This window comes from Mesorhizobium sp. KR1-2 (assembly GCF_040045035.1).
Classification (GTDB): domain Bacteria; phylum Pseudomonadota; class Alphaproteobacteria; order Rhizobiales; family Rhizobiaceae; genus Pseudaminobacter.
In genome coordinates this window covers 105,878-128,691 of sequence record NZ_JBDZDS010000006.1, presented here as the reverse complement: position 1 = coordinate 128,691, position 22,814 = coordinate 105,878, and the positions used below count along the sequence as shown (strand labels likewise).

Sequence of the window (22,814 nt, the reverse complement as noted above, 5' to 3'; positions counted from 1 at the left end):
ACGAGCGGGACTTTTCCCGGTTCCGAAATCGGTCGAATGCCTCGTTGCATGGCTCCGGCAAAGCAGTACGGAGGAGTGCCCGAGTGGTTAAAGGGGACGGACTGTAAATCCGTTGACTCAGTCTACGTTGGTTCGAATCCAACCTCCTCCACCACTGCCGGCCTGGAGCCACGAAGGGAAGTTGCGGGTATAGCTCAATGGTAGAGCAGCAGCCTTCCAAGCTGAATACGCGGGTTCGATTCCCGCTACCCGCTCCAGAGGCTTCCAGTAGACGGTTGCAGCCGACTCGGCTGCACTTACAATCGCGCCGGATCCACCTTATATTCCGCCGCAACACCGATATCGGAGCGTCCGTCCCGAAGGGGCCGACAGCATCCGGTCAAAAGACGCTTGTGTTTTTTGGCCTTTGTCGCTAATCGCCCCGCATCCGAACCTAACTGAAGTCCCGCCGCCAAGGAAGATAAGCAATGGCTAAGAGTAAATTTGAGCGCACCAAGCCGCATGTGAACATTGGCACGATTGGTCACGTTGACCACGGCAAGACGTCGCTGACGGCTGCGATCACGAAGTATTTCGGCGATTTCCGCGCCTACGACCAGATTGACGCGGCGCCGGAAGAGAAGGCACGCGGCATCACGATCTCGACGTCGCACGTCGAGTACGAGACGGAGAACCGTCACTACGCCCACGTCGACTGCCCCGGCCACGCCGACTACGTGAAGAACATGATCACCGGTGCGGCGCAGATGGACGGCGCGATCCTGGTGGTCTCGGCCGCCGACGGCCCGATGCCGCAGACGCGCGAGCACATCCTGCTGGCCCGCCAGGTCGGCGTTCCGTCGATCGTGGTGTTCCTGAACAAGTGCGACCAGGTCGACGACGCCGAGCTGCTCGAGCTGGTCGAGCTGGAAGTGCGCGAGCTGCTGTCGAAGAACGAGTTCCCCGGCGACGACATTCCGATCGTCAAGGGCTCGGCGCTGGCCGCGCTCGAAGATTCCGACAAGAAGCTGGGCGAGGACGCGGTGCGCGAGCTGATGGCTGCGGTCGACGCCTACATCCCGACGCCGGAGCGTCCGGTTGACCAGCCGTTCCTGATGCCGATCGAAGACGTGTTCTCGATCTCGGGCCGCGGCACCGTGGTGACCGGTCGCGTCGAGCGCGGCATCGTCAAGGTCGGCGAGGAACTCGAGATCGTCGGCATCCGCCCGACGACCAAGACGACCTGCACGGGCGTCGAGATGTTCCGCAAGCTGCTCGACCAGGGCCAGGCCGGCGACAACATCGGCGCGCTGCTGCGCGGCGTCGACCGTGAGGGCGTCGAGCGCGGCCAGGTGCTGTGCAAGCCGGGTTCGGTCAAGCCGCACACCAAGTTCAAGGCCGAGGCCTACATCCTGACCAAGGACGAGGGTGGCCGTCACACGCCGTTCTTCACCAACTACCGTCCGCAGTTCTACTTCCGCACGACGGACGTGACCGGCATCGTCAAGCTGGCCGAGGGCACCGAGATGGTGATGCCCGGCGACAACGTCACCGTTGACGTCGAGCTGATCGTGCCGATCGCCATGGAAGAGAAGCTGCGCTTCGCTATCCGCGAAGGCGGCCGCACCGTCGGCGCCGGCGTCGTGGTTTCGATCACGGAATAATCAGGCAGGCATCTGCTTGAGGGAAGGGCGGCTTCGGCCGCCCTTTTTCTTTATGGGCTTGTGAGAGGCGTGGGGCGGTACCTCTTCGGGGTGAAGGCTGAGCGACTCATTGCACGCGCTGGAGGCCGTCGGCGATCGTGATTCTGTGTGATTCCGAGATCATCCCGTTTCCGCCTCCCGTAATCTTCCCGCGTCAGTTCCTTTGCGCACGGCGCTTTTCCAGGGGCCTGTGAAAATCATGCGCGGGAATTGCACACGGCACTTGAAACACCGCGCTCTTTGTGGAATGAAGCAGCCGCGTTAGGGGTATAGCTCAGTTGGTAGAGCGGCGGTCTCCAAAACCGCAGGTCACAGGTTCGAGCCCTGTTGCCCCTGCCAGCGCTGCGATCCGGCAGCGCAATGTCGATATAGCCCCGTGCGGCACGACTGAATTGTTCCGACAAAGGGCGCTTGGCAATAAGACAGGTTTAGGCACTTGCATGTGTTGGGAATCGGTCTTATGTAGACGCAACAGACACGCGGTGCGTGGAGCTGGATAGCCGGCTTTACGCGCCCGAAATGCATGGGCGGAATAACTTCGCTGATTCGAGCGAGGCATCCGGAACCAGGCGAGGCATTTCCCGGCCTACGGGAACAGGCAGGCGATCCGGATTTTCGGATCCTTGAAAACAGAGCGGCAGATGGCGTCAAAAACCACTAATCCTTTTACCTTCCTCCAGCAGGTTCGGACGGAGACGGCTAAGGTAACGTGGCCCTCGCGTCGTGAGACGGTGATCTCGACCATCATGGTCATTGTCTTCGCGATCATTGCCATGATCTTTTTCTTTGCTGCCGACCAGTTGATGGCTCTCGGCGTCAGCTTGCTCCTCGGCCTCGGCCGCTGAACACCGGCGAACACGGAGAAGTCTCGTAATGACTGCGCGTTGGTACATCGTCCATGCTTACTCGAATTTCGAGAAGAAGGTCGCCGAGGACATCGAGCACAAGGCTAAGCAGAAGGGTTTGAGCGACAGGATCGAGCAGATCGTCGTTCCGACCGAGAAGGTCGTTGAGGTTCGTCGCGGCAAGAAGGTCGATGCCGAGCGCAAGTTCTTCCCGGGCTATGTGCTGCTCAAGGCCGATCTGAACGACGCGATCATCAGCCTGGTTAAGAATACGCCGCGCGTGACCGGCTTCCTGGGCGAGGACAAGCATACCGCCAAGCCGATGCACATCACCGACAAAGAGGCTGACCGCATCCTGCACCAGGTGCAGGAAGGCGTCGAGCGGCCCAAGCCGTCGGTCACCTTCGAGATCGGCGAGCAGGTTCGCGTGTCGGACGGCCCCTTCGCGTCGTTCAACGGTTTCGTCCAGGAAGTGGACGAGGAGCGCGCGCGGCTCAAGGTGGAGGTTTCGATCTTCGGGCGTGCGGTGCCCGTGGATCTCGAATTCGGACAGGTCGAGAAGGGCTGATCCGAGTGGCGCTCGCGGCCGGCTGCGGCATGCGAGCGGACGGTGGGCCGAGGCCTGTCGTCGAAACGGTGGGAGGATGACTCGGCTTTAGCCGGTCGCGCTCATTCGAACCACCAAACTGCAACCGCCGGATCGTTCCGGCTCTAAAACAAGGCAGACAGAGTATGGCTAAGAAAGTTGCGGGCCAGCTCAAGCTTCAGGTCTCTGCGGGTTCGGCGACGCCGTCGCCCCCGATCGGCCCTGCGCTTGGTCAGCGTGGCATCAACATCATGGAATTCTGCAAGGCGTTCAATGCCGCCACGCAGGAAATGGAGAAGGGCACGCCGATCCCGGTCGTGATCACCTACTACCAGGACAAGTCGTTCACCTTCGCGATGAAGACGCCGCCGGTGACCTACTTCCTGAAGAAGGCCGCCAATCTGAAGTCGGGCTCCAAGGAGCCGGGCAAGGTCAAGGCCGGTCAGATCAGCCGCGACAAGGTTCGCGAGATCGCCGAAGCCAAGATGAAGGACCTGAACGCAGCCGACGTCGAAGCGGCGATGCGTATGGTTGAAGGTTCCGCCCGTTCGATGGGCCTGGAAGTGGTGGGCTGAGACCATGGCAAAGATTGGTAAGCGCGTAGTCAAGTCCCGCGAGGGCATCGACGTCAACAAGGCCTATGGCCTGGGTGAGGCGATCCAGATGCTCAAGGACCGTTCCTCGGTCAAGTTCGACGAGACCATCGAAATCGCGATGAACCTCGGCGTTGATCCGCGTCATGCCGACCAGATGGTCCGTGGCGTCGTCAACCTGCCGAACGGCACCGGCCGTACGGTCCGCGTCGCCGTCTTCGCCAAGGACGCCAAGGCCGACGAGGCTCGCGCCGCTGGCGCCGACATCGTTGGTGCCGAGGATCTGGTCGAGATCGTCCAGAAGGGCGAGATCAACTTCGATCGCTGCATCGCCACCCCGGACATGATGCCGCTGGTCGGCCGTCTGGGTAAGGTGCTCGGCCCCCGCGGCATGATGCCGAACCCGAAGGTTGGCACCGTGACCACCGACATCGCCGGCGCCGTCAAGGCGTCCAAGGGCGGTGCGGTTGAGTTCCGCGTCGAGAAGGCCGGTATCGTGCATGGTGGCGTCGGCAAGCTGTCGTTCGACGTCAAGGCGCTGGAAGAGAACGTCCGCGCCTTCGCCGATGCGGTCAACAAGGCCAAGCCGTCTGGCGCCAAGGGCGTCTACGTCAAGAAGGTCTCGCTGACCTCGACCATGGGCCCCGGCCTCAAGCTTGACCTGGTCACGCTGGCCACGGCTTGATGTGTTGAATTGGGATCAGGCTGTAACGGCCTGATCCCGAACGAATTCCGGACCTTCGGGTCCGGATACCGGAAGCGGTCGAACGCTTCCGGATATCCTGTCCGAGATTGCAGGCGGCTCGCCTTAATTCATATGGGCCTGCATGAGACGGGTGAAGACCCGACAAAGGAGCGAGTGCTCCAATGGAAGGTTCGAACCGTGTTTGCCTTTTGCGGCTCCCGGCTTGCCGGGGCGGTAAAAGGGGGCAGGATCCCTGAGCGCCGTTCGGGAGATCCGGAATTCTGGATATCCTGCCCGGCAAAAGGCAACCCGGCAGTTGTTCGAAAGAACGGCTGTCAACTGGAGATAGGCAGTGGATAGAGCGGAAAAACGCGAGCTCGTCACGAACCTGAACGATGCGTTCTCGGGCGCTGGTTCAGTCGTCGTGGCCCACTATGCCGGCATCACCGTTGCGCAGATGAACGACCTTCGTTCGAAGATGCGCGCAGCCGGTGGCACCGTCAAAGTCGCGAAGAACCGCCTCGCCAAAATCGCTCTTCAGGGCACGGAATCCGAAAGCATTCAGAACCTGTTCGTCGGACAGACTCTGGTCGCTTACTCGGAAGATCCGGTTGTCGCACCGAAGATCGCGTCCGAATTCGCCAAGGGCAATGACAAGCTTGTCATTCTCGGTGGCGCAATGGGCACGACCTCGCTCGACGCAGAAGGCGTCAAGGCTCTCGCAAGCCTGCCGTCGCTCGACGAGCTGCGTGCACGTCTGGTCGGTATGATCAGCACGCCTGCAACCCGGATCGCCCAGGTCGTCAACGCACCGGCAGGTCAACTTGCCCGCGTGTTCGGCGCCTACGCCCGGAAGGACGAGGCGGCATGAGGCCGTTCCTCGCTGTCATCAACAATTGTTCGAACTTTCAATAAGGAACTGAAAAATGGCTGATCTCGCCAAGATCGTAGAAGACCTGTCGGCCCTGACCGTCCTCGAGGCGGCTGAGCTGTCGAAGATGCTGGAAGAGAAGTGGGGCGTTTCCGCTGCCGCTCCGGTCGCCGTCGCCGCTGTTGCTGGCGCTGCTGCCGCTGCTCCGGTTGAAGAGAAGACCGAATTCGACGTCATCCTGGCTTCGGCCGGCGACAAGAAGATCGAGGTCATCAAGGAAGTCCGCGCCATCACCGGCCTGGGCCTCAAGGAAGCCAAGGACCTCGTCGAAGGCGCGCCGAAGCCGATCAAGGAAGGCGCTCCGAAGGCCGAGGCCGACAAGATCAAGGCCCAGCTCGAAGCTGCTGGCGCCAAGGTCGAGCTGAAGTAAGCGTTACGCTTGTTGGCGGGCGGCTTCCAGCCGTCCGCCAATTCCGCCCCGCTGGGCGTGACGCGCAAGTGTCTGGAAAACCTCTTTCCTGAGGGCCGGGAACCGGCTTTCAGGAAACGGGTTTTCACCCGTTTCAGATGGACCGCCGGGCAGGGCGGTCAGAAGTTGCAAGGCGCAAGAGGCCGCGCCCCAAGAGAGGCAGCAAGGAGCGACGATGGCCCAGACCCAGACTTTCAATGGCCGCAGACGCGTACGCAAATTTTTCGGAAACATCCCGGAAGTTGCAGAGATGCCGAACCTCATCGAGGTTCAGAAGGCGTCTTATGACCAGTTTCTCATGGTCGAGGAACCGGCGGGCGGGCGTCCCGACGAGGGGCTCCAGGCTGTTTTCAAGTCGGTCTTCCCGATTTCCGATTTTTCCGGCGCGTCGATGCTCGAATTCGTCAAGTACGAGTTCGAGGCGCCCAAGTTCGACGTTGACGAGTGCCGTCAGCGCGATCTGACCTACGCCGCGCCGCTCAAGGTGACGCTGCGCCTCATCGTGTTCGATATCGACGAGGATACCGGCGCCAAGTCCATCAAGGACATCAAGGAGCAGGACGTCTACATGGGCGACATGCCGCTCATGACGCTCAACGGCACCTTCATCGTCAACGGCACCGAGCGCGTCATCGTCTCGCAGATGCACCGTTCGCCGGGCGTCTTCTTCGACCACGACAAGGGCAAGTCGCACTCGTCGGGCAAGCTGCTCTTTGCCGCGCGCGTCATCCCCTATCGCGGCTCGTGGCTCGACATCGAGTTCGATTCCAAGGACATCGTGCACGCCCGCATCGACCGTCGCCGCAAGATCCCGGTGACGTCGCTGCTCATGGCGCTCGGCATGGATGGCGAGGAAATCCTCTCCACCTTCTACAACAAGATCGAGTACAAGCGCTCGGGCGACCACTGGCGCATGCCCTTCACCGTGGAGCGTTTCCGCGGCCTCAAGGCCGTCGATGACCTGGTCGACGCCGACACCGGCGAAATCGTCGTCGAGGCTGGCAAGAAGATCACCGCCCGCCAGGCCAGGCAGCTGGCCGATAAGGGCCTCAAGGCCATCAAGGCGACCGAAGACGATCTCTACGGCAGCTACCTGGCCGAGGACATCGTCGACTACCGGACCGGCGAGATCTTCCTCGAGGCCGGCGACGAGATCGACGAGAAGACCCTGAAGACGCTGCTGTCGACCGGCGCCGAGGAGTTCACCGTCCTCGACATCGACCACATCAACGTTGGCGGCTACATCCGCAACACGCTTTCGGCCGACAAGAACGAGAGCCGCCAGGACGCGCTGTTCGACATCTATCGCGTCATGCGCCCGGGCGAGCCGCCCACGCTCGAAACCGCCGAAGCGATGTTCAACTCGCTGTTCTTCGACGCCGACCGCTACGACCTTTCGGCCGTGGGTCGCGTGAAGATGAACATGCGTCTCGACCTCGACTGCCCGGACACCGTGCGCGTGCTGCGCAAGGATGACATCATCGCGGTCGTCAAGACGCTGGTCGAACTGCGTGACGGCAAGGGCGAGATCGACGACATCGACAACCTCGGCAACCGTCGCGTGCGCTCGGTCGGCGAGCTGATGGAGAACCAGTACCGCGTCGGCCTGCTGCGCATGGAGCGCGCGATCAAGGAACGCATGTCCTCGATCGAGATCGATACGGTCATGCCGCAGGACCTGATCAACGCCAAGCCGGCGGCCGCGGCCGTGCGCGAGTTCTTCGGTTCCTCGCAGCTCTCGCAGTTCATGGACCAGACCAACCCGCTGTCGGAGATCACCCACAAGCGTCGTCTCTCGGCGCTTGGACCTGGTGGTCTGACCCGCGAGCGCGCCGGCTTCGAGGTTCGCGACGTTCACCCGACGCACTATGGCCGTATCTGCCCGATCGAGACGCCGGAAGGTCCGAACATCGGTCTGATCAACTCGCTTGCCACCTTCGCGCGCGTCAACAAGTACGGCTTCATCGAAACCCCGTACCGCAAGATCGTCGACGGCAAGGTTACCTATGACGTCGTCTATCTGTCGGCGATGGAAGAGGCCAAGCACTATGTCGCGCAGGCCAACGCCGAGCTCGACGAGAAGGGCGGCTTCGTTGACGAGTTCGTCATCTGCCGCCATGCCGGCGAAGTGATGATGGCTCCGCGCGAGAACGTCGACCTCATGGACGTCTCGCCCAAGCAGCTCGTCTCGGTTGCCGCGGCGCTCATCCCGTTCCTTGAGAACGACGACGCCAACCGCGCTCTCATGGGCTCGAACATGCAGCGTCAGGCCGTGCCGCTGGTGCGCGCCGAGGCTCCGTTCGTCGGCACCGGCATGGAGCCGATCGTGGCTCGCGACTCCGGCGCTGCGATCGCCGCCCGCCGCGGCGGTATCGTCGACCAGGTGGACGCGACCCGTATCGTTATCCGTGCGACGGAGGATCTCGATCCGGGCAAGTCCGGCGTCGACATCTACCGCCTGATGAAGTTCCAGCGCTCGAACCAGAACACCTGCATCAACCAGCGTCCGCTGGTGAAGATGGGCGACCGGATCGAGAAGGGCGACATCATCGCCGACGGCCCGTCGACCGATCTGGGCGATCTGGCGCTCGGCCGCAACGTGCTCGTCGCGTTCATGCCGTGGAACGGCTACAACTACGAGGACTCCATCCTCCTGTCGGAACGCATCGTCGCCGATGACGTTTTCACTTCGATCCACATCGAGGAATTCGAAGTGATGGCGCGCGACACGAAGCTCGGGCCTGAGGAAATCACGCGCGACATCCCGAACGTCTCGGAAGAAGCGCTGAAGAACCTCGACGAGGCCGGCATCGTCTACATCGGTGCGGAAGTGCAGCCGGGCGATATCCTGGTCGGCAAGATCACGCCGAAGGGCGAAAGCCCGATGACGCCGGAAGAGAAGCTTCTGCGCGCCATCTTCGGTGAAAAGGCGTCCGACGTCCGTGACACCTCCATGCGCATGCCGCCCGGAACCTACGGCACGGTCGTGGAAGTGCGCGTCTTCAACCGCCACGGCGTGGAGAAGGACGAGCGCGCCATGGCGATCGAGCGCGAGGAGATCGAGCGTCTCGCCAAGGACCGCGACGACGAGCAGGCGATCCTCGACCGCAACGTCTACAGCCGCCTGAGCGACATGCTCATCGGCAAGGACGCCATTGCCGGGCCGAAGGGCTTCAAGAAGGGCTCCACGCTCGCCAAGGCGACGCTGGACGAGTACCCGCGTTCGCAGTGGTGGCAGTTCGCCGTTGAGGACGAGAAGCTCCAGAGCGAGCTCGAGGCTCTGCGCGGCCAGTACGACGACTCCAAGAAGGCGCTCGAGCAGCGCTTCATGGACAAGGTCGAGAAGGTGCAGCGCGGCGACGAGATGCCCCCCGGCGTCATGAAGATGGTCAAGGTTTTCGTGGCCGTGAAGCGCAAGATGCAGCCCGGCGACAAGATGGCCGGCCGTCACGGCAACAAGGGCGTCGTGTCGCGCATCGTTCCGGTCGAGGACATGCCGTTCCTCGAAGACGGTACGCATGCCGACATCGTGCTCAACCCGCTGGGCGTGCCGAGCCGCATGAACGTCGGCCAGATCCTGGAGACGCATCTGGGCTGGGCCTGCGCGGGCATGGGCAGGAAGATCGGCGAGATGATCGAGGCCTACAAGTCGAATGGCGACATCAAGCCGCTGCGGGCCGAGATCGAGAACCTGATCCCGGACAACGACCGCAACGAGCCGGTGCGCAACTTCGACGACGAGAGCATCATTCGCCTCGGCGAGCAGATGAAGCGCGGCGTGTCGATCGCGACGCCGGTGTTCGACGGTGCGCACGAAGCCCACATCAACGAGATGCTGGAGCGTGCGGGCCTTCACACCAGCGGTCAGTCGCAGCTGTATGACGGCCGCACCGGCGAGCCGTTCGATCGCAAGGTGACGATGGGCTATATCTATATGCTCAAGCTTCACCACCTCGTGGACGACAAGATCCACGCGCGTTCGATCGGCCCGTACTCGCTCGTCACCCAGCAGCCGCTGGGCGGCAAGGCGCAGTTCGGCGGCCAGCGCTTCGGCGAAATGGAGGTCTGGGCGCTCGAGGCTTACGGCGCCGCCTACACGCTGCAGGAAATGCTGACCGTGAAGTCGGACGACGTGGCCGGCCGTACCAAGGTCTACGAGGCGATCGTCCGCGGCGACGACTCCTTCGAGGCAGGCATCCCCGAGAGCTTCAACGTTCTCGTCAAGGAAATGCGCTCGCTGGGTCTCAACGTCGAGCTGGAGAACACCCGCTTCGAGGATGCTCCGGCTCAGTTGCCCGACGCGGCCGAGTAAAGAAACTGGCGCACCGCGGAGCTTTCCGGCTCCGCGGTGTTGCCGCCGAAATTCAGGCCGGGACCGCTCGGCCGCACGCATGGATCCGGTGGCGCCAACGCAGCGGCGGCGTTCGGACGGATCGCCAGGGGCCGAGGCCCGCTAATATTCGACTGGGGCCCCGGGTCCCAAGAAGGAGAACGACATGAACCAAGAGGTCATGAATCTCTTCAACAACAACGCTCCGGCGCAGGTGTTCGATTCCATCCGGATTTCGCTCGCCAGCCCGGAAAAGATCCTGTCCTGGTCGTTCGGCGAGATCAAGAAGCCGGAGACGATCAACTACCGCACGTTCAAGCCGGAACGCGACGGTCTGTTCTGTGCCCGCATCTTCGGCCCGATCAAGGACTACGAGTGCCTGTGCGGCAAGTACAAGCGCATGAAGTACAAGGGCGTCATCTGCGAGAAGTGCGGCGTCGAAGTCACGCTGTCGCGCGTTCGCCGCGAGCGCATGGGCCACATCGAGCTCGCCGCGCCGGTCGCCCACATCTGGTTCCTGAAGTCGCTGCCCTCGCGCATCGGCACGCTGCTCGACATGACCCTCAAGGACATCGAGCGCGTTCTCTATTTTGAGAACTACATCGTCACCGAGCCGGGCCTCACCGCGCTGAAGGAGCACCAGCTCCTTTCCGAGGAAGAGTACATGCTTGCCGTCGACGAGTACGGCGAGGACCAGTTCACCGCCATGATCGGCGCCGAAGCCATTCATGAGCTGCTGGCCGGCATGGAGCTGGAGAAGATCGCCGGCGACCTGCGTTCCGAGCTCGCCTCCACGACGTCGGAGCTGAAGCAGAAGAAGCTGCTCAAGCGTCTGAAGGTCGTCGAGAACTTCATGGAATCCGGCAACCGTCCGGAATGGATGATCATGAAGGTCGTCCCGGTCATCCCGCCGGACCTGCGTCCGCTGGTGCCGCTGGACGGCGGCCGCTTCGCGACCTCCGACCTGAACGACCTCTATCGTCGCGTCATCAACCGTAACAACCGTCTGAAGCGCCTCATCGAGCTGCGCGCGCCGGGCATCATCATCCGCAACGAAAAGCGCATGCTGCAGGAAGCTGTGGACGCGCTGTTCGACAACGGCCGCCGTGGCCGCGTCATCACCGGCGCCAACAAGCGTCCGCTGAAGTCGCTGTCCGACATGCTCAAGGGCAAGCAGGGCCGCTTCCGTCAGAACCTGCTCGGCAAGCGCGTCGACTATTCGGGCCGCTCGGTCATCGTGACCGGTCCGGAGCTGAAGCTGCACCAGTGCGGTCTGCCGAAGAAGATGGCGCTCGAGCTGTTCAAGCCGTTCATCTATGCGCGCCTTGACGCCAAGGGCTATTCGTCCACCGTCAAGCAGGCCAAGAAGCTGGTCGAGAAGGAAAAGCCGGAAGTCTGGGATATCCTCGACGAGGTCATCCGCGAGCACCCGGTTCTGCTCAACCGCGCGCCGACGCTGCACCGCCTCGGCATCCAGGCGTTTGAGCCCACCCTGATCGAAGGCAAGGCGATCCAGCTTCACCCGCTCGTCTGCACGGCCTTCAACGCCGACTTCGACGGCGACCAGATGGCCGTTCACGTGCCGCTGTCGCTCGAAGCCCAGCTTGAAGCCCGCGTCCTGATGATGTCGACCAACAACATCCTGCACCCGGCCTCCGGCGCGCCGATCATCGTGCCGTCGCAGGATATGGTGCTGGGTCTGTATTACCTGTCGATCGTCAATCAGAACGAGCCGGGCGAGGGCATGGCGTTCGCCGACATGGGCGAACTGCAGCACGCGCTCGAGACCAAGGCTGTCACGCTGCACGCCAAGATCAAGGGCCGCTTCCGCACCGTCGACGCGGAAGGCAACGTGGTGTCGAAGATCTACGACACGACGCCCGGTCGCATGATCCTCGGCGAACTGCTGCCGAAGAACGTCAATGTGCCGTTCGAGACCTGCAACCAGGAGATGACCAAGAAGAACATCTCCAAGATGATCGACACCGTCTACCGCCACTGCGGTCAGAAGGAGACGGTCATTTTCTGCGATCGCATCATGGCCCTGGGCTTCGCCCATGCCTGCCGTGCCGGCATTTCGTTCGGCAAGGACGACATGGTCATCCCGGACACCAAGCACAAGCTGGTTGCCGACACCGAGGCGCTCGCGAAGGAATACGAGCAGCAGTACAACGACGGCCTGATCACTCAGGGCGAGAAGTACAACAAGGTCGTCGACGCCTGGGCGAAGTGCTCGGAGAAGGTCGCTGACGAGATGATGGCCCGCATTAAGGCCGTCGAGTTCGAGGACAACGGCCGTCAGAAGCCGATGAACTCGATCTACATGATGTCGCACTCGGGTGCCCGCGGTTCGCCCACCCAGATGCGTCAGCTCGCCGGCATGCGCGGCCTGATGGCCAAGCCTTCGGGCGAGATCATCGAGACGCCGATCATCTCGAACTTCAAGGAAGGCCTCACTGTTCTCGAGTACTTCAACTCGACCCACGGCGCCCGCAAGGGTCTGGCCGACACCGCGCTGAAGACCGCGAACTCGGGCTACCTGACCCGTCGTCTGGTCGACGTGGCGCAGGACTGCATCGTCAACTCGGTTGATTGCGGCACTGACAAGGGCCTCACCATGCAGCCGATCGTCGATGCCGGCCAGGTCGTCGCTTCGCTCGGCCAGCGCATCCTGGGCCGCACCGCGCTCGACGACATCAATCACCCGCTGACGGGCGATCTGATCGTCAAGGCGGGCACGCTGATGGACGAGCGCGACATCGAGCAGATCGAAAAGGCCAGCATCCAGTCGGTTCGCATCCGCTCGGCTCTGACCTGCGAGGTCAAGGTCGGCGTCTGTGCGGTCTGCTACGGTCGCGACCTTGCCCGCGGAACCCCGGTCAACCAGGGCGAAGCGGTCGGCGTCATCGCCGCGCAGTCGATCGGCGAGCCGGGCACGCAGCTCACCATGCGTACCTTCCACATGGGCGGTACGGCGCAGGTGGTGGACTCCTCCTTCCTCGAAGCTTCGTATGAAGGCACGGTCCAGATCCGCAACCGCAACGTCGTTCGCAATTCCGACGGCAACCTCGTCGTGATGGGCCGTAACATGGCGATCCTGATCCTCGACGAGGCTGGCAAGGAGCGCGCGGCACACCGCGTCACCTACGGTTCGCGCGTCTATGTGGACGACGGCGACAAGGTCAAGCGCGGCCAGCGTATCGCCGAGTGGGACCCGTACACCCGCCCGATCCTCACCGAAATCGAGGGCAAGGCGGAGTTCGAGGACCTGGTCGACGGCATCTCTGTTCAGGAAACCGCCGACGAATCCACCGGCATCACCAAGCGCGAGGTCATCGACTGGCGTTCGACGCCGCGTGGTTCGGACCTCAAGCCGGCGATCGCGGTCCTCGATGCCAAGGGCAAGATCGGCAAGCTGTCGAAGGGCGGCGATGCCCGCTACCTGCTCTCGGTCGAGGCGATCCTCTCGGTCGAGCCGGGCGCTCATGTGAAGCCCGGCGACGTGCTGGCGCGTATCCCGATGGAAAGCGCGAAGACGAAGGACATCACCGGCGGTCTGCCGCGTGTTGCCGAACTCTTCGAGGCTCGCCGTCCGAAGGACCACGCCATCATCGCCGAGATCGACGGTACGATCCGCTTCGGGCGCGACTACAAGAACAAGCGCCGCATCATCATCGAGCCGCATGACTCGACGCTGGAGCCGGTCGAATACCTGATCCCGAAGGGCAAGCCGTTCCATCTCCAGGACGGCGACGCCATCGAGAAGGGCGACTACATCCTCGACGGCAATCCGGCGCCGCACGACATCCTGGCGATCAAGGGCGTGGAGGCTCTGGCTTCCTACCTCGTGAACGAAATCCAGGAGGTCTACCGACTGCAGGGCGTGTCGATCAACGACAAGCACATCGAGGTCATCGTTCGTCAGATGCTGCAGAAGATCGAGATCACCGCTCAGGGCGACTCGGTCTACATCCCGGGCGATCACGTCGACGTCATCGAGTTCGACGAGATCAACGAGCGTCTGGTCGAGGAAGGCAAGAAGCCTGCGGAAGGCCAGCCGGTCCTGCTCGGCATCACCAAGGCCTCGCTGCAGACGCCGTCCTTCATCTCGGCCGCCTCCTTCCAGGAGACGACCCGCGTGCTCACCGAGGCAGCCGTCGCCGGCAAGACCGACATGCTGCAGGGTCTGAAGGAAAACGTCATCGTCGGCCGTCTCATCCCGGCCGGCACCGGCGGTCAGATGAACCAGATCCGTCGCATCGCGACGCATCGCGACGAGCTCATCCTCGACGAGCGCCGCAAGGGTTCGGGCGTGGAAGTCGCCGAGCCGATGCTGACCGACATGGTCAACGCCGCGCAGTAAGGCGCTCAGCGAACCTCAGAATGCGAAAAGCCGCCGGGTTGACCCGGCGGCTTTTTTTTATGTCATTATTTTTCGCGTTTCGAAATTTTAACTCGCGCAATCCCCAAATGGGGGATGACAAATGCCACCTATGGATTAATACTGGTGAGATTGATTTGCTTAGGGTTGCATTGGACCATGTCCGTGCGTTGGGGAACGCGATTTCAGCTGAAATCGACATCCCTTGGCAAAGGGGATAGCAAGCGACCAAGCTGATGATTACGCGGTCACAATAGGCGGTATCTTCTGCCGCCTCTGCCGCGCTTTGGCCGCCCGGTTGTGCCCCATCCGGGCGGTCTTTTTGTTTCGCCGGCTGTCGCGGCCGCTTTGGCATCGCCTTGGAGCGACCGATCATCCAGCCTGGCTGACCACATGGCGATCGCCCTGTGCTCAGCCCTGCGCGGATCAGTTTCCTTCCTTGAAGGTGATGATCGCGACCTCGCCTTCGAGCGCGCCTTGGAAAGCCGATAGATGCGGCTCGTCGTCCGGTTCGCCCTCCATGTCGCCGATCTGGTCGAGCTCGGCCTCGGCGTAGCCTTCCTTGGCCAGCGACTCCAGCGCCTGGCGAACGGCCGAGTCGTCGTCGGGCGCCACCAGCATCACATGGACGCCTTCCGACTCGCCGCCTTTCCTGCGCCAGACTCGGCCGGTGATGATGGTAACGGGCCGTTCTTCGTTGTCGTTCATGGCGTTGATTCCTTGCTTGCGGTGCATTGGCGGCATAGATACGCCTCCATTGTGCCGCTTTTCGCACGATGACCGGGCAGGGGACAGGAAAATTCGCGCCACATTGTATTTCGCAGCTGCGAAATCGCGAAATAATGTTTCGCGCCTGTCTGCCTGCGTCTCCAAGGCCCGGTTTCGTTAAGAATATGCGGCGTGCGGGGTTGACGCTAAGCGGCGTTAAGCGTATTAGCCCCCTCGTCTGAACCCATGTGAGGTTTGGCTTTCCAAGGCGACGCGCCCTGGAGTTTGCCTCAAACAAGGTTCGTTTTACGAGCGTATACACATCTCCGGCGTGCATGAGGCGGGATACCGCTTCCTCTGCTTTTTGTTCGGGCGCACCGCGAATCAGCGGTTTGTGGCCCGAATTTGCGTGTGGGAATGGCGCTTGAAGCCGCCCGTGAATGGGCTCGAGACACCGAATTTGAGAGACAAGAGGGTTTAATGCCTACCGTCAACCAGCTGATCCGCAAGCCGCGCATTGCGCCGGTGAAGCGCAACAAGGTTCCGGCCATGCAGGCCAATCCGCAGAAGCGGGGCGTCTGCACGCGCGTCTACACGACGACGCCGAAGAAGCCGAACTCGGCGCTGCGCAAGGTCGCGAAGATCCGCCTGACCAACGGCTTTGAGGTGATTGGCTACATCCCTGGCGAAGGTCATAACCTTCAGGAGCACTCCGTGGTCATGATCCGCGGCGGCCGCGTGAAGGATCTTCCGGGTGTGCGCTATCACATCATCCGCGGCGTGCTCGACACGCAGGGCGTGAAAAACCGCAAGCAGCGTCGTTCGAAGTACGGCGCCAAGCGTCCGAAGTAAGATTTATCGGCTCCGGCGCACTGCAGTCGCGTCGAGCTTCGAAGTTGAGAGACGAGAAACATGTCCCGACGCCACAGTGCAGATAAGCGTGAAATCAACCCGGATCCGAAATTCGGCGATCTGGTGATCACGAAGTTCATGAACGCTGTCATGTATGACGGCAAGAAGTCGGTCGCTGAGACGATCGTCTACGGCGCGCTTGATCAGGTTCAGGCCAAGACCAAGCAGGAGCCGGTCGCCCTGTTCCATCAGGCGCTCGACAACGTTGCGCCGCACATCGAAGTGCGCTCGCGCCGCGTTGGTGGTGCGACCTATCAGGTCCCGGTCGATGTTCGTCCGGAGCGCCGTCAGGCTCTCGCCATCCGTTGGCTGATCACCGCTGCTCGCAACCGCAACGAGACCACCATGGTCGATCGTCTGTCGGGCGAGCTGCTTGATGCCGCCAACAACCGCGGTACGGCCGTCAAGAAGCGTGAAGACACGCACAAGATGGCTGAAGCCAACCGCGCCTTCGCGCACTACCGCTGGTAACAGCGCGAACGAACGACTGAGAGGCACCTTCCATGGCCCGCGAATATAAACTCGAAGACTACCGCAACTTCGGCATCATGGCGCACATCGACGCCGGCAAGACGACGACGACCGAGCGCATCCTCTATTACACCGGCAAGAGCCACAAGATGGGCGAGACGCACGAGGGTGCGTCCACCATGGACTGGATGGAGCAGGAGCAGGAGCGCGGCATCACGATCACGTCCGCTGCTACGACGACCTACTGGAAGGGCCGTGACGGCAAGACGCGCCGCTTCAACATCATCGACACGCCTGGTCACGTCGACTTCACCATCGAGGTGGAGCGTTCGCTGCGTGTTCTCGACGGCGCCATCGCGCTTCTCGACTCGAATGCCGGCGTCGAGCCGCAGACCGAGACCGTCTGGCGTCAGGCTGAGAAGTATCATGTCCCGCGCATGATCTTCTGCAACAAGATGGACAAGATCGGCGCCGATTTCTATCGCTGCCTCGACATGATCCGTTCGCGTCTCGGTGCCATTCCGGTCGCCATGCAGCTGCCGATCGGCGCTGAGAGCGACTTCAAGGGCGTCATCGACCTGATCGAGATGAAGGCGCTGATCTGGCACGACGAGGCGCTCGGCGCGCAGTGGGACGTCATCGAGATCCCGGCCGACCTCAAGGCCAAGGCCGAGGAATATCGCGAGAAGCTCATCGAGACGGCTGTCGAGATGGAAGAGGCCGCCATGGAGGCTTATCTCGAAGGCAACCTGCCGGACAACGACAAGATCCGCGAGCTGGTCCGCAAGGGCACGATCGCTGTCAAGTTCCACCCGGTCTATTGCGGTACCGCGTTCAAGAACAAAGGCGTGCAGCCGCTGCTCGACGCTGTCATCGACTTCCTGCCGGCTCCGAACGAAGTTCCGGACATCAAGGGCATCGACCCGAAGACCGAGGCCGAGACGACCCGCAAGTCCTCGGACGACGAGCCGCTGTCGATGCTCGCGTTCAAGATCATGAACGATCCGTTCGTCGGCTCGCTTACCTTCGCCCGCATCTACTCGGGCAAGCTCACCAAGGGCATCTCGCTCGAGAACACGGTGAAGGGCAAGAAGGAGCGCATCGGCCGCATGCTGCAGATGCACTCGAACTCCCGTGAAGACATCGAGGAAGCCTTCGCTGGCGACATCGTCGCGCTGGCCGGCCTCAAGGAGACCACCACGGGCGACACGCTCTGCGATCCGCTGAAGCCGGTCATCCTGGAGCGCATGGAATTCCCCGAGCCGGTCATCCAGATCGCGATCGAGCCGAAGACCAAGGGCGACCAGGAAAAGATGGGCCTCGCGCTCAATCGCCTCGCTGCCGAGGATCCGTCCTTCCGCGTCAAGACCGACGAGGAATCCGGCCAGACCATCATCGCCGGCATGGGCGAGCTGCACCTCGACATTCTCGTCGACCGCATGCGTCGCGAGTTCAAAGTCGAGGCGAATGTCGGCGCTCCGCAGGTGGCCTATCGTGAGACGATCACCCGTACCCACGAGCAGGACTACACCCACAAGAAGCAGACGGGTGGTACCGGTCAGTTTGCACGCGTCAAGCTTGTGTTCGAGCCGAATCCCGAGGGCGAGGACTTCGTGTTCGAGTCCAAGATCGTCGGCGGTTCGGTTCCGAAGGAATACATCCCCGGCGTCGAGAAGGGCATCCGCAGCGTTCTGACCTCCGGTCCGTTCGCCGGCTTCCCGATGATCAGTGTCAAGGCGACGCTCATCGACGGTGCCTTCCACGATGTCGACTCGTCGGTGCTCGCCTTCGAAATCGCCAGCCGTGCTGCGCTCCGTGAGGCCGCTCCGAAGCTCGGCGTCCAGCTGCTCGAGCCGATCATGAAGGTCGAGGTCGTGACGCCGGAAGACTATGTCGGCAGCGTCATCGGCGACCTGAACAGCCGTCGCGGCCAGATCCAGGGCCAGGAAAGCCGCGGTATCGCCGTCGTTGTCAACGCGATGGTTCCGCTGGCCAACATGTTCAAGTACGTCGACAGCCTGCGCTCCATGTCGCAGGGCCGCGCCCAGTACTCGATGACGTTCGACCACTACGACCCGGTTCCGACCGCAGTGGCTCAGGAAGTTCAGAAGAAATACGCGTAATTCCGAGGGATTACGCCAGTAACCTAATTCAATGCCTTAAGTGGCTGAAAAGAATGGAGACTTCACATGGCTAAGAGTAAATTTGAGCGCACCAAGCCGCATGTGAACATTGGCACGATTGGTCACGTTGACCACGGCAAGACGTCGCTGACGGCTGCGATCACGAAGTATTTCGGCGATTTCCGCGCCTACGACCAGATTGACGCGGCGCCGGAAGAGAAGGCACGCGGCATCACGATCTCGACGTCGCACGTCGAGTACGAGACGGAGAACCGTCACTACGCCCACGTCGACTGCCCCGGCCACGCCGACTACGTGAAGAACATGATCACCGGTGCGGCGCAGATGGACGGCGCGATCCTGGTGGTCTCGGCCGCCGACGGCCCGATGCCGCAGACGCGTGAGCACATCCTGCTGGCCCGCCAGGTCGGCGTTCCGTCGATCGTGGTGTTCCTGAACAAGTGCGACCAGGTCGACGACGCCGAGCTGCTCGAGCTGGTCGAGCTGGAAGTGCGCGAGCTGCTGTCGAAGAACGAGTTCCCCGGCGACGACATTCCGATCGTCAAGGGCTCTGCGCTGGCCGCGCTCGAAGATTCCGACAAGAAGCTGGGCGAGGACGCGGTGCGCGAGCTGATGGCTGCGGTCGACGCCTACATCCCGACGCCGGAGCGTCCGGTTGACCAGCCGTTCCTGATGCCGATCGAAGACGTGTTCTCGATCTCGGGCCGCGGCACCGTGGTGACCGGCCGCGTCGAGCGCGGCATCGTCAAGGTCGGCGAGGAACTCGAGATCGTCGGCATCCGCCCGACGACCAAGACGACCTGCACGGGCGTCGAGATGTTCCGCAAGCTGCTCGACCAGGGCCAGGCCGGCGACAACATCGGCGCGCTGCTGCGCGGCGTCGACCGTGAGGGCGTCGAGCGCGGCCAGGTGCTGTGCAAGCCGGGTTCGGTCAAGCCGCACACCAAGTTCAAGGCCGAGGCCTACATCCTGACCAAGGACGAGGGTGGCCGTCACACGCCGTTCTTCACCAACTACCGTCCGCAGTTCTACTTCCGCACGACGGACGTGACCGGCATCGTTAAGCTGGCCGAGGGCACCGAGATGGTGATGCCCGGCGACAACGTCACCGTTGACGTCGAGCTGATCGTGCCGATCGCCATGGAAGAGAAGCTGCGCTTCGCTATCCGCGAAGGCGGCCGCACCGTCGGCGCCGGCGTCGTCGTGAGCATCACCGAGTAATAAGAATTAACCGATCTGTCGCGGGCGCGGAACATCGCCCGCGCCGCGCCAGAACAAGGAAATGACGATGAACGGACAGAATATCCGCATCCGCCTCAAAGCGTTCGATCACCGTGTGCTCGATGCTTCGACGCGCGAGATCGTGTCGACGGCCAAGCGCACCGGCGCGAACGTTCGTGGACCCATTCCGCTGCCGACGCGGATTGAGAAATTCACTGTCAACCGCTCGCCGCACGTCGACAAGAAGAGCCGCGAGCAGTTTGAGATGCGCACGCACAAGCGTCTGCTTGATATCGTGGATCCGACCCCGCAGACGGTCGACGCTCTGATGAAGCTCGATCTGGCCGCCGGCGTCGACGTCGAGATCAAGCTCTAAGCGAGTGGAAAGAGGCGTGGAGGGGCGTTAGCCCCGACAGGGAACTCTGAGAAGGAAATTGAACCGATGCGTTCAGGTGTTATCGCACAGAAGTTGGGCATGACCCGCATCTATAACGATGCAGGCGAGCATGTGCCCGTTACGGTTCTCCGCATGGAGAACTGCCAGGTCGTGGCGCAGCGTACCAAAGAGAAGAACGGCTACACCGCTGTTCAGCTCGGCGTTGGTCTGGCCAAGGTCAAGAACACGTCGAAGGCCATGCGCGGTCATTTCGCCGCTGCCTCCGTCGAGCCCAAGGCCAAGGTTGCCGAGTTCCGCGTGTCGGACGACAACATGCTCGACGTCGGCGTCGAGATCACGGTTGACCATTTCGTCGCCGGCCAGAAGGTCGACGTCACCGGCACCTCCACCGGTAAGGGTTTCCAGGGTGTCATGAAGCGTCACAACTTCGGTGGTGGCCGCGCAACCCACGGTAACTCCGTCTCGCACCGTACGCACGGTTCGACCGGCCAGCGCCAGGACCCCGGCAAGGTGTTCAAGGGCAAGAAGATGGCCGGCCACATGGGCGCAACCCGCGTGACCACCCAGAATGTCGAGGTCGTGTCGACCGACAGCGATCGTGGCCTGATCCTCATCCGTGGCGCCGTTCCGGGCACCAAGGGCGCTTGGATCCTGGTGCGCGATGCCGTCAAGGAAGCGCTGCCGGAGAATGCTCCGAAGCCAGCCGGCATTCGTGCCGCGCAGAATGAAGCTTCGGCCAAGGAAGGAGCCGAATAATGGATCTCAAGATTTCAACGCTTGGCGGCGAGGATGCCGGCAAGGTGAAACTCTCCGAGGAGATTTTCGGCCTTGACCCGCGCGAAGACATTCTGCAGCGCGTCGTGCGCTGGCAGCTTGCAAAGAAGCAGCAGGGCACCCACAAGAGCAAGGGCCGCGCGGAGATCTCCCGCACCGGCGCCAAGATGTACAAGCAGAAGGGTACGGGCCGCGCCCGTCACTCCTCCGCCCGCGCTCCGCAGTTCCGCGGCGGTGGCAAGGCGCATGGCCCGGTCGTGCGCAGCCACGAGCACGACCTTCCCAAGAAGGTCCGCGCGCTCGGCCTGAAGCACGCCCTGTCGGCGAAGGCCAAGGCCTCGAACCTGATCATCATCGATGATCTGGCTCTCGGCGAGGCCAAGACGAAGGCTCTGGTCGCGAATTTCGCCAAGCTTGGCCTGACCAACGCCCTGGTGGTCGGCGGCGCCGAGCTCGACGTGAACTTCAAGCGCGCCGCGTCGAACATTCCGAACATCGATGTCCTGCCGATCCAGGGCATCAACGTCTACGACATTCTGCGCCGCGGCACGCTGGTCCTCTCGAAGGCCGCCGTCGAGGCTCTCGAGGAGCGCTTCAAATGACGGATCTCCGCCACTACGACGTAATCGTCAGCCCGGTGATCACTGAAAAGTCGACCATGGCTTCGGAAGCCAACCAGGTCGTCTTCAACGTCGCCCGCAAGGCGACGAAGCCGGAAATCAAGGCCGCGATCGAGGCGCTTTTCAGCGTCAAGGTCACGGCGGTGAACACGCTGGTCCGCAAGGGCAAGGTGAAGCGCTTCCGCGGCACGATTGGCCAGCAGAGCGACGTGAAGAAGGCGGTTGTGACGCTGGCCGAAGGCCAGTCGATCGACGTCGCGACGGGTCTCTGACAGGCGCGAGGACAGAACAATGGCATTGAAGCATTTCAAACCGGTAACGCCTGGCCTTCGCCAGCTGGTCATCACCGACCGTTCCGGCCTTTACAAGGGAAAGCCCGTCAAGGGTCTGACCGAAGGCCTGACCAAGTCGGGCGGCCGCAACAACTACGGCCGTATCACTGCCCGTTTCATCGGCGGCGGTCACAAGCGCACCTACCGCATCATCGACTTCAAGCGTCGCAAGTTCGACGTGTCGGCAACGGTTGAGCGTCTCGAATACGACCCGAACCGTTCGGCCTTCATCGCGCTGATCAAGTACGACGACGGTGAACTGGCCTACATCCTGGCCCCGCAGCGTCTGGCTGCCGGCGACAAGGTGATCTCGAGCGAGAGCGCCGACGTCAAGCCGGGCAACGCGATGCCTCTAGCGGCGATGCCGGTCGGCACGATCGTGCACAACATCGAGCTGAAGCCGGGCAAGGGTGGTCAGGTCGCCCGTTCGGCCGGCGCCTACGCCCAGCTGGTCGGTCGCGACCAGGGCATGGCGATCCTGCGCCTCAACTCGGGCGAGCAGCGTATCGTTCACGGTTCCTGCCTGGCCACGGTCGGCGCAGTCTCGAACCCTGAGCACGCCAACATCAACGATGGCAAGGCCGGTCGCACCCGCTGGCGCGGCAAGCGCCCGCACAACCGCGGCGTGACCATGAACCCGGTCGACCACCCGCACGGCGGTGGTGAAGGCCGCACCTCGGGCGGTCGCCACCCGGTCACCCCGTGGGGCAAGCCGACCAAGGGCAAGAAGACGCGGTCCAACAAGGCGACCGATAAGTTCATCGTTCGCTCGCGCCATCAGCGCAAGAGCTAA

General features: G+C 62.4%; 19 protein-coding genes and 3 tRNA genes. 21 read left to right on the top strand and 1 reads right to left on the bottom strand.

Annotated elements, in window-relative coordinates:
• The first annotated feature begins 69 nt into the window (after positions 1-69).
• The 12 genes from ABLE85_RS13960 (at position 70) to rpoC (ending at position 14,424) form a co-directional block, all read left to right on the top strand.
• Positions 70-154: transfer RNA gene (locus tag ABLE85_RS13960), tRNA-Tyr, on the top strand.
• A 29-nt stretch (positions 155-183) separates the two neighbouring features.
• Positions 184-257 (top strand) — tRNA-Gly (locus tag ABLE85_RS13955).
• 210 nt (positions 258-467) lie between these two features.
• Entirely contained in the window at positions 468-1,643 is a 1,176-nt protein-coding gene (gene tuf, locus ABLE85_RS13950; protein ID WP_348793323.1) for an elongation factor Tu, read from the top strand.
• Between the two features lie 302 nt (positions 1,644-1,945).
• Positions 1,946-2,021, top strand: a tRNA-Trp gene (locus ABLE85_RS13945).
• 302 nt (positions 2,022-2,323) lie between these two features.
• Positions 2,324-2,527, top strand: coding sequence for a preprotein translocase subunit SecE (gene secE / locus ABLE85_RS13940; RefSeq protein WP_348793334.1), 204 nt, complete (start codon positions 2,324-2,326; stop codon positions 2,525-2,527).
• Positions 2,528-2,555: 28 nt separating this feature from the next.
• The gene (gene nusG, locus ABLE85_RS13935) at positions 2,556-3,095 is read left to right on the top strand and encodes a transcription termination/antitermination protein NusG (RefSeq protein ID WP_348793333.1); all 540 of its coding nucleotides are present in this window, start codon (positions 2,556-2,558) and stop codon (positions 3,093-3,095) included.
• A 164-nt stretch (positions 3,096-3,259) separates the two neighbouring features.
• Entirely contained in the window at positions 3,260-3,688 is a 429-nt protein-coding gene (rplK, locus tag ABLE85_RS13930; protein WP_348793332.1) for a 50S ribosomal protein L11, read from the top strand.
• Positions 3,689-3,692: 4 nt separating this feature from the next.
• A complete protein-coding gene (gene rplA / locus ABLE85_RS13925; RefSeq protein WP_348793331.1) occupies positions 3,693-4,391 on the top strand; it encodes a 50S ribosomal protein L1 in 699 nt (232 codons plus the stop codon).
• Positions 4,392-4,743: 352 nt separating this feature from the next.
• Complete coding sequence (rplJ, locus tag ABLE85_RS13920) at positions 4,744-5,262, top strand: 50S ribosomal protein L10 (protein ID WP_348793330.1); 519 nt, start codon at positions 4,744-4,746, stop codon at positions 5,260-5,262.
• Between the two features lie 55 nt (positions 5,263-5,317).
• Positions 5,318-5,692, top strand: coding sequence for a 50S ribosomal protein L7/L12 (rplL, locus tag ABLE85_RS13915; protein WP_348793329.1), 375 nt, complete (start codon positions 5,318-5,320; stop codon positions 5,690-5,692).
• Positions 5,693-5,906: 214 nt separating this feature from the next.
• Complete coding sequence (gene rpoB, locus ABLE85_RS13910; RefSeq protein ID WP_348793328.1) at positions 5,907-10,043, top strand: DNA-directed RNA polymerase subunit beta; 4,137 nt, start codon at positions 5,907-5,909, stop codon at positions 10,041-10,043.
• A 184-nt stretch (positions 10,044-10,227) separates the two neighbouring features.
• On the top strand, positions 10,228-14,424 hold the full coding sequence (gene rpoC, locus ABLE85_RS13905; protein WP_348793327.1) for a DNA-directed RNA polymerase subunit beta': 4,197 nt from the start codon (positions 10,228-10,230) through the stop codon (positions 14,422-14,424).
• Positions 14,425-14,868: 444 nt separating this feature from the next.
• Here the strand turns inward: rpoC and ABLE85_RS13900 are convergent, their stop codons facing one another.
• Positions 14,869-15,150 carry a transcriptional regulator gene (locus tag ABLE85_RS13900; protein ID WP_348793326.1) on the bottom strand — a complete coding sequence of 94 codons (282 nt, stop codon included), beginning with the start codon at positions 15,148-15,150 and terminating at the stop codon, positions 14,869-14,871.
• A gap of 480 nt (positions 15,151-15,630) precedes the next feature.
• Between ABLE85_RS13900 and rpsL the strand changes: the two genes are divergently transcribed.
• The 9 genes from rpsL to rplB all read left to right on the top strand — a co-directional run bounded on the left by rpsL (position 15,631) and on the right by rplB (position 22,814).
• Complete coding sequence (rpsL, locus tag ABLE85_RS13895) at positions 15,631-16,002, top strand: 30S ribosomal protein S12 (RefSeq protein WP_008837709.1); 372 nt, start codon at positions 15,631-15,633, stop codon at positions 16,000-16,002.
• A 60-nt stretch (positions 16,003-16,062) separates the two neighbouring features.
• Positions 16,063-16,533, top strand: a complete 471-nt coding sequence (rpsG, locus tag ABLE85_RS13890; RefSeq protein WP_348793325.1) for a 30S ribosomal protein S7 — start codon at positions 16,063-16,065, stop codon at positions 16,531-16,533.
• A gap of 32 nt (positions 16,534-16,565) precedes the next feature.
• Positions 16,566-18,656, top strand: coding sequence for an elongation factor G (fusA, locus tag ABLE85_RS13885; RefSeq protein WP_348793324.1), 2,091 nt, complete (start codon positions 16,566-16,568; stop codon positions 18,654-18,656).
• A gap of 66 nt (positions 18,657-18,722) precedes the next feature.
• Positions 18,723-19,898 (top strand): elongation factor Tu, encoded by a 1,176-nt coding sequence (gene tuf, locus ABLE85_RS13880; protein ID WP_348793323.1) that lies wholly within the window; start codon positions 18,723-18,725, stop codon positions 19,896-19,898.
• A gap of 67 nt (positions 19,899-19,965) precedes the next feature.
• Entirely contained in the window at positions 19,966-20,274 is a 309-nt protein-coding gene (gene rpsJ / locus ABLE85_RS13875; RefSeq protein WP_006205468.1) for a 30S ribosomal protein S10, read from the top strand.
• Positions 20,275-20,340: 66 nt separating this feature from the next.
• On the top strand, positions 20,341-21,051 hold the full coding sequence (rplC, locus tag ABLE85_RS13870) for a 50S ribosomal protein L3 (protein ID WP_348793322.1): 711 nt from the start codon (positions 20,341-20,343) through the stop codon (positions 21,049-21,051).
• Positions 21,051-21,671 carry a 50S ribosomal protein L4 gene (rplD, locus tag ABLE85_RS13865; RefSeq protein ID WP_348793321.1) on the top strand — a complete coding sequence of 207 codons (621 nt, stop codon included), beginning with the start codon at positions 21,051-21,053 and terminating at the stop codon, positions 21,669-21,671. Before rplC ends, rplD begins: the two co-directional genes overlap by 1 nt.
• The gene (locus ABLE85_RS13860; protein ID WP_280824540.1) at positions 21,668-21,961 is read left to right on the top strand and encodes a 50S ribosomal protein L23; all 294 of its coding nucleotides are present in this window, start codon (positions 21,668-21,670) and stop codon (positions 21,959-21,961) included. The genes rplD and ABLE85_RS13860 overlap by 4 nt, the downstream gene beginning before the upstream one ends.
• Before the next feature lie 19 nt (positions 21,962-21,980).
• Positions 21,981-22,814, top strand: coding sequence for a 50S ribosomal protein L2 (gene rplB / locus ABLE85_RS13855; RefSeq protein ID WP_348793320.1), 834 nt, complete (start codon positions 21,981-21,983; stop codon positions 22,812-22,814).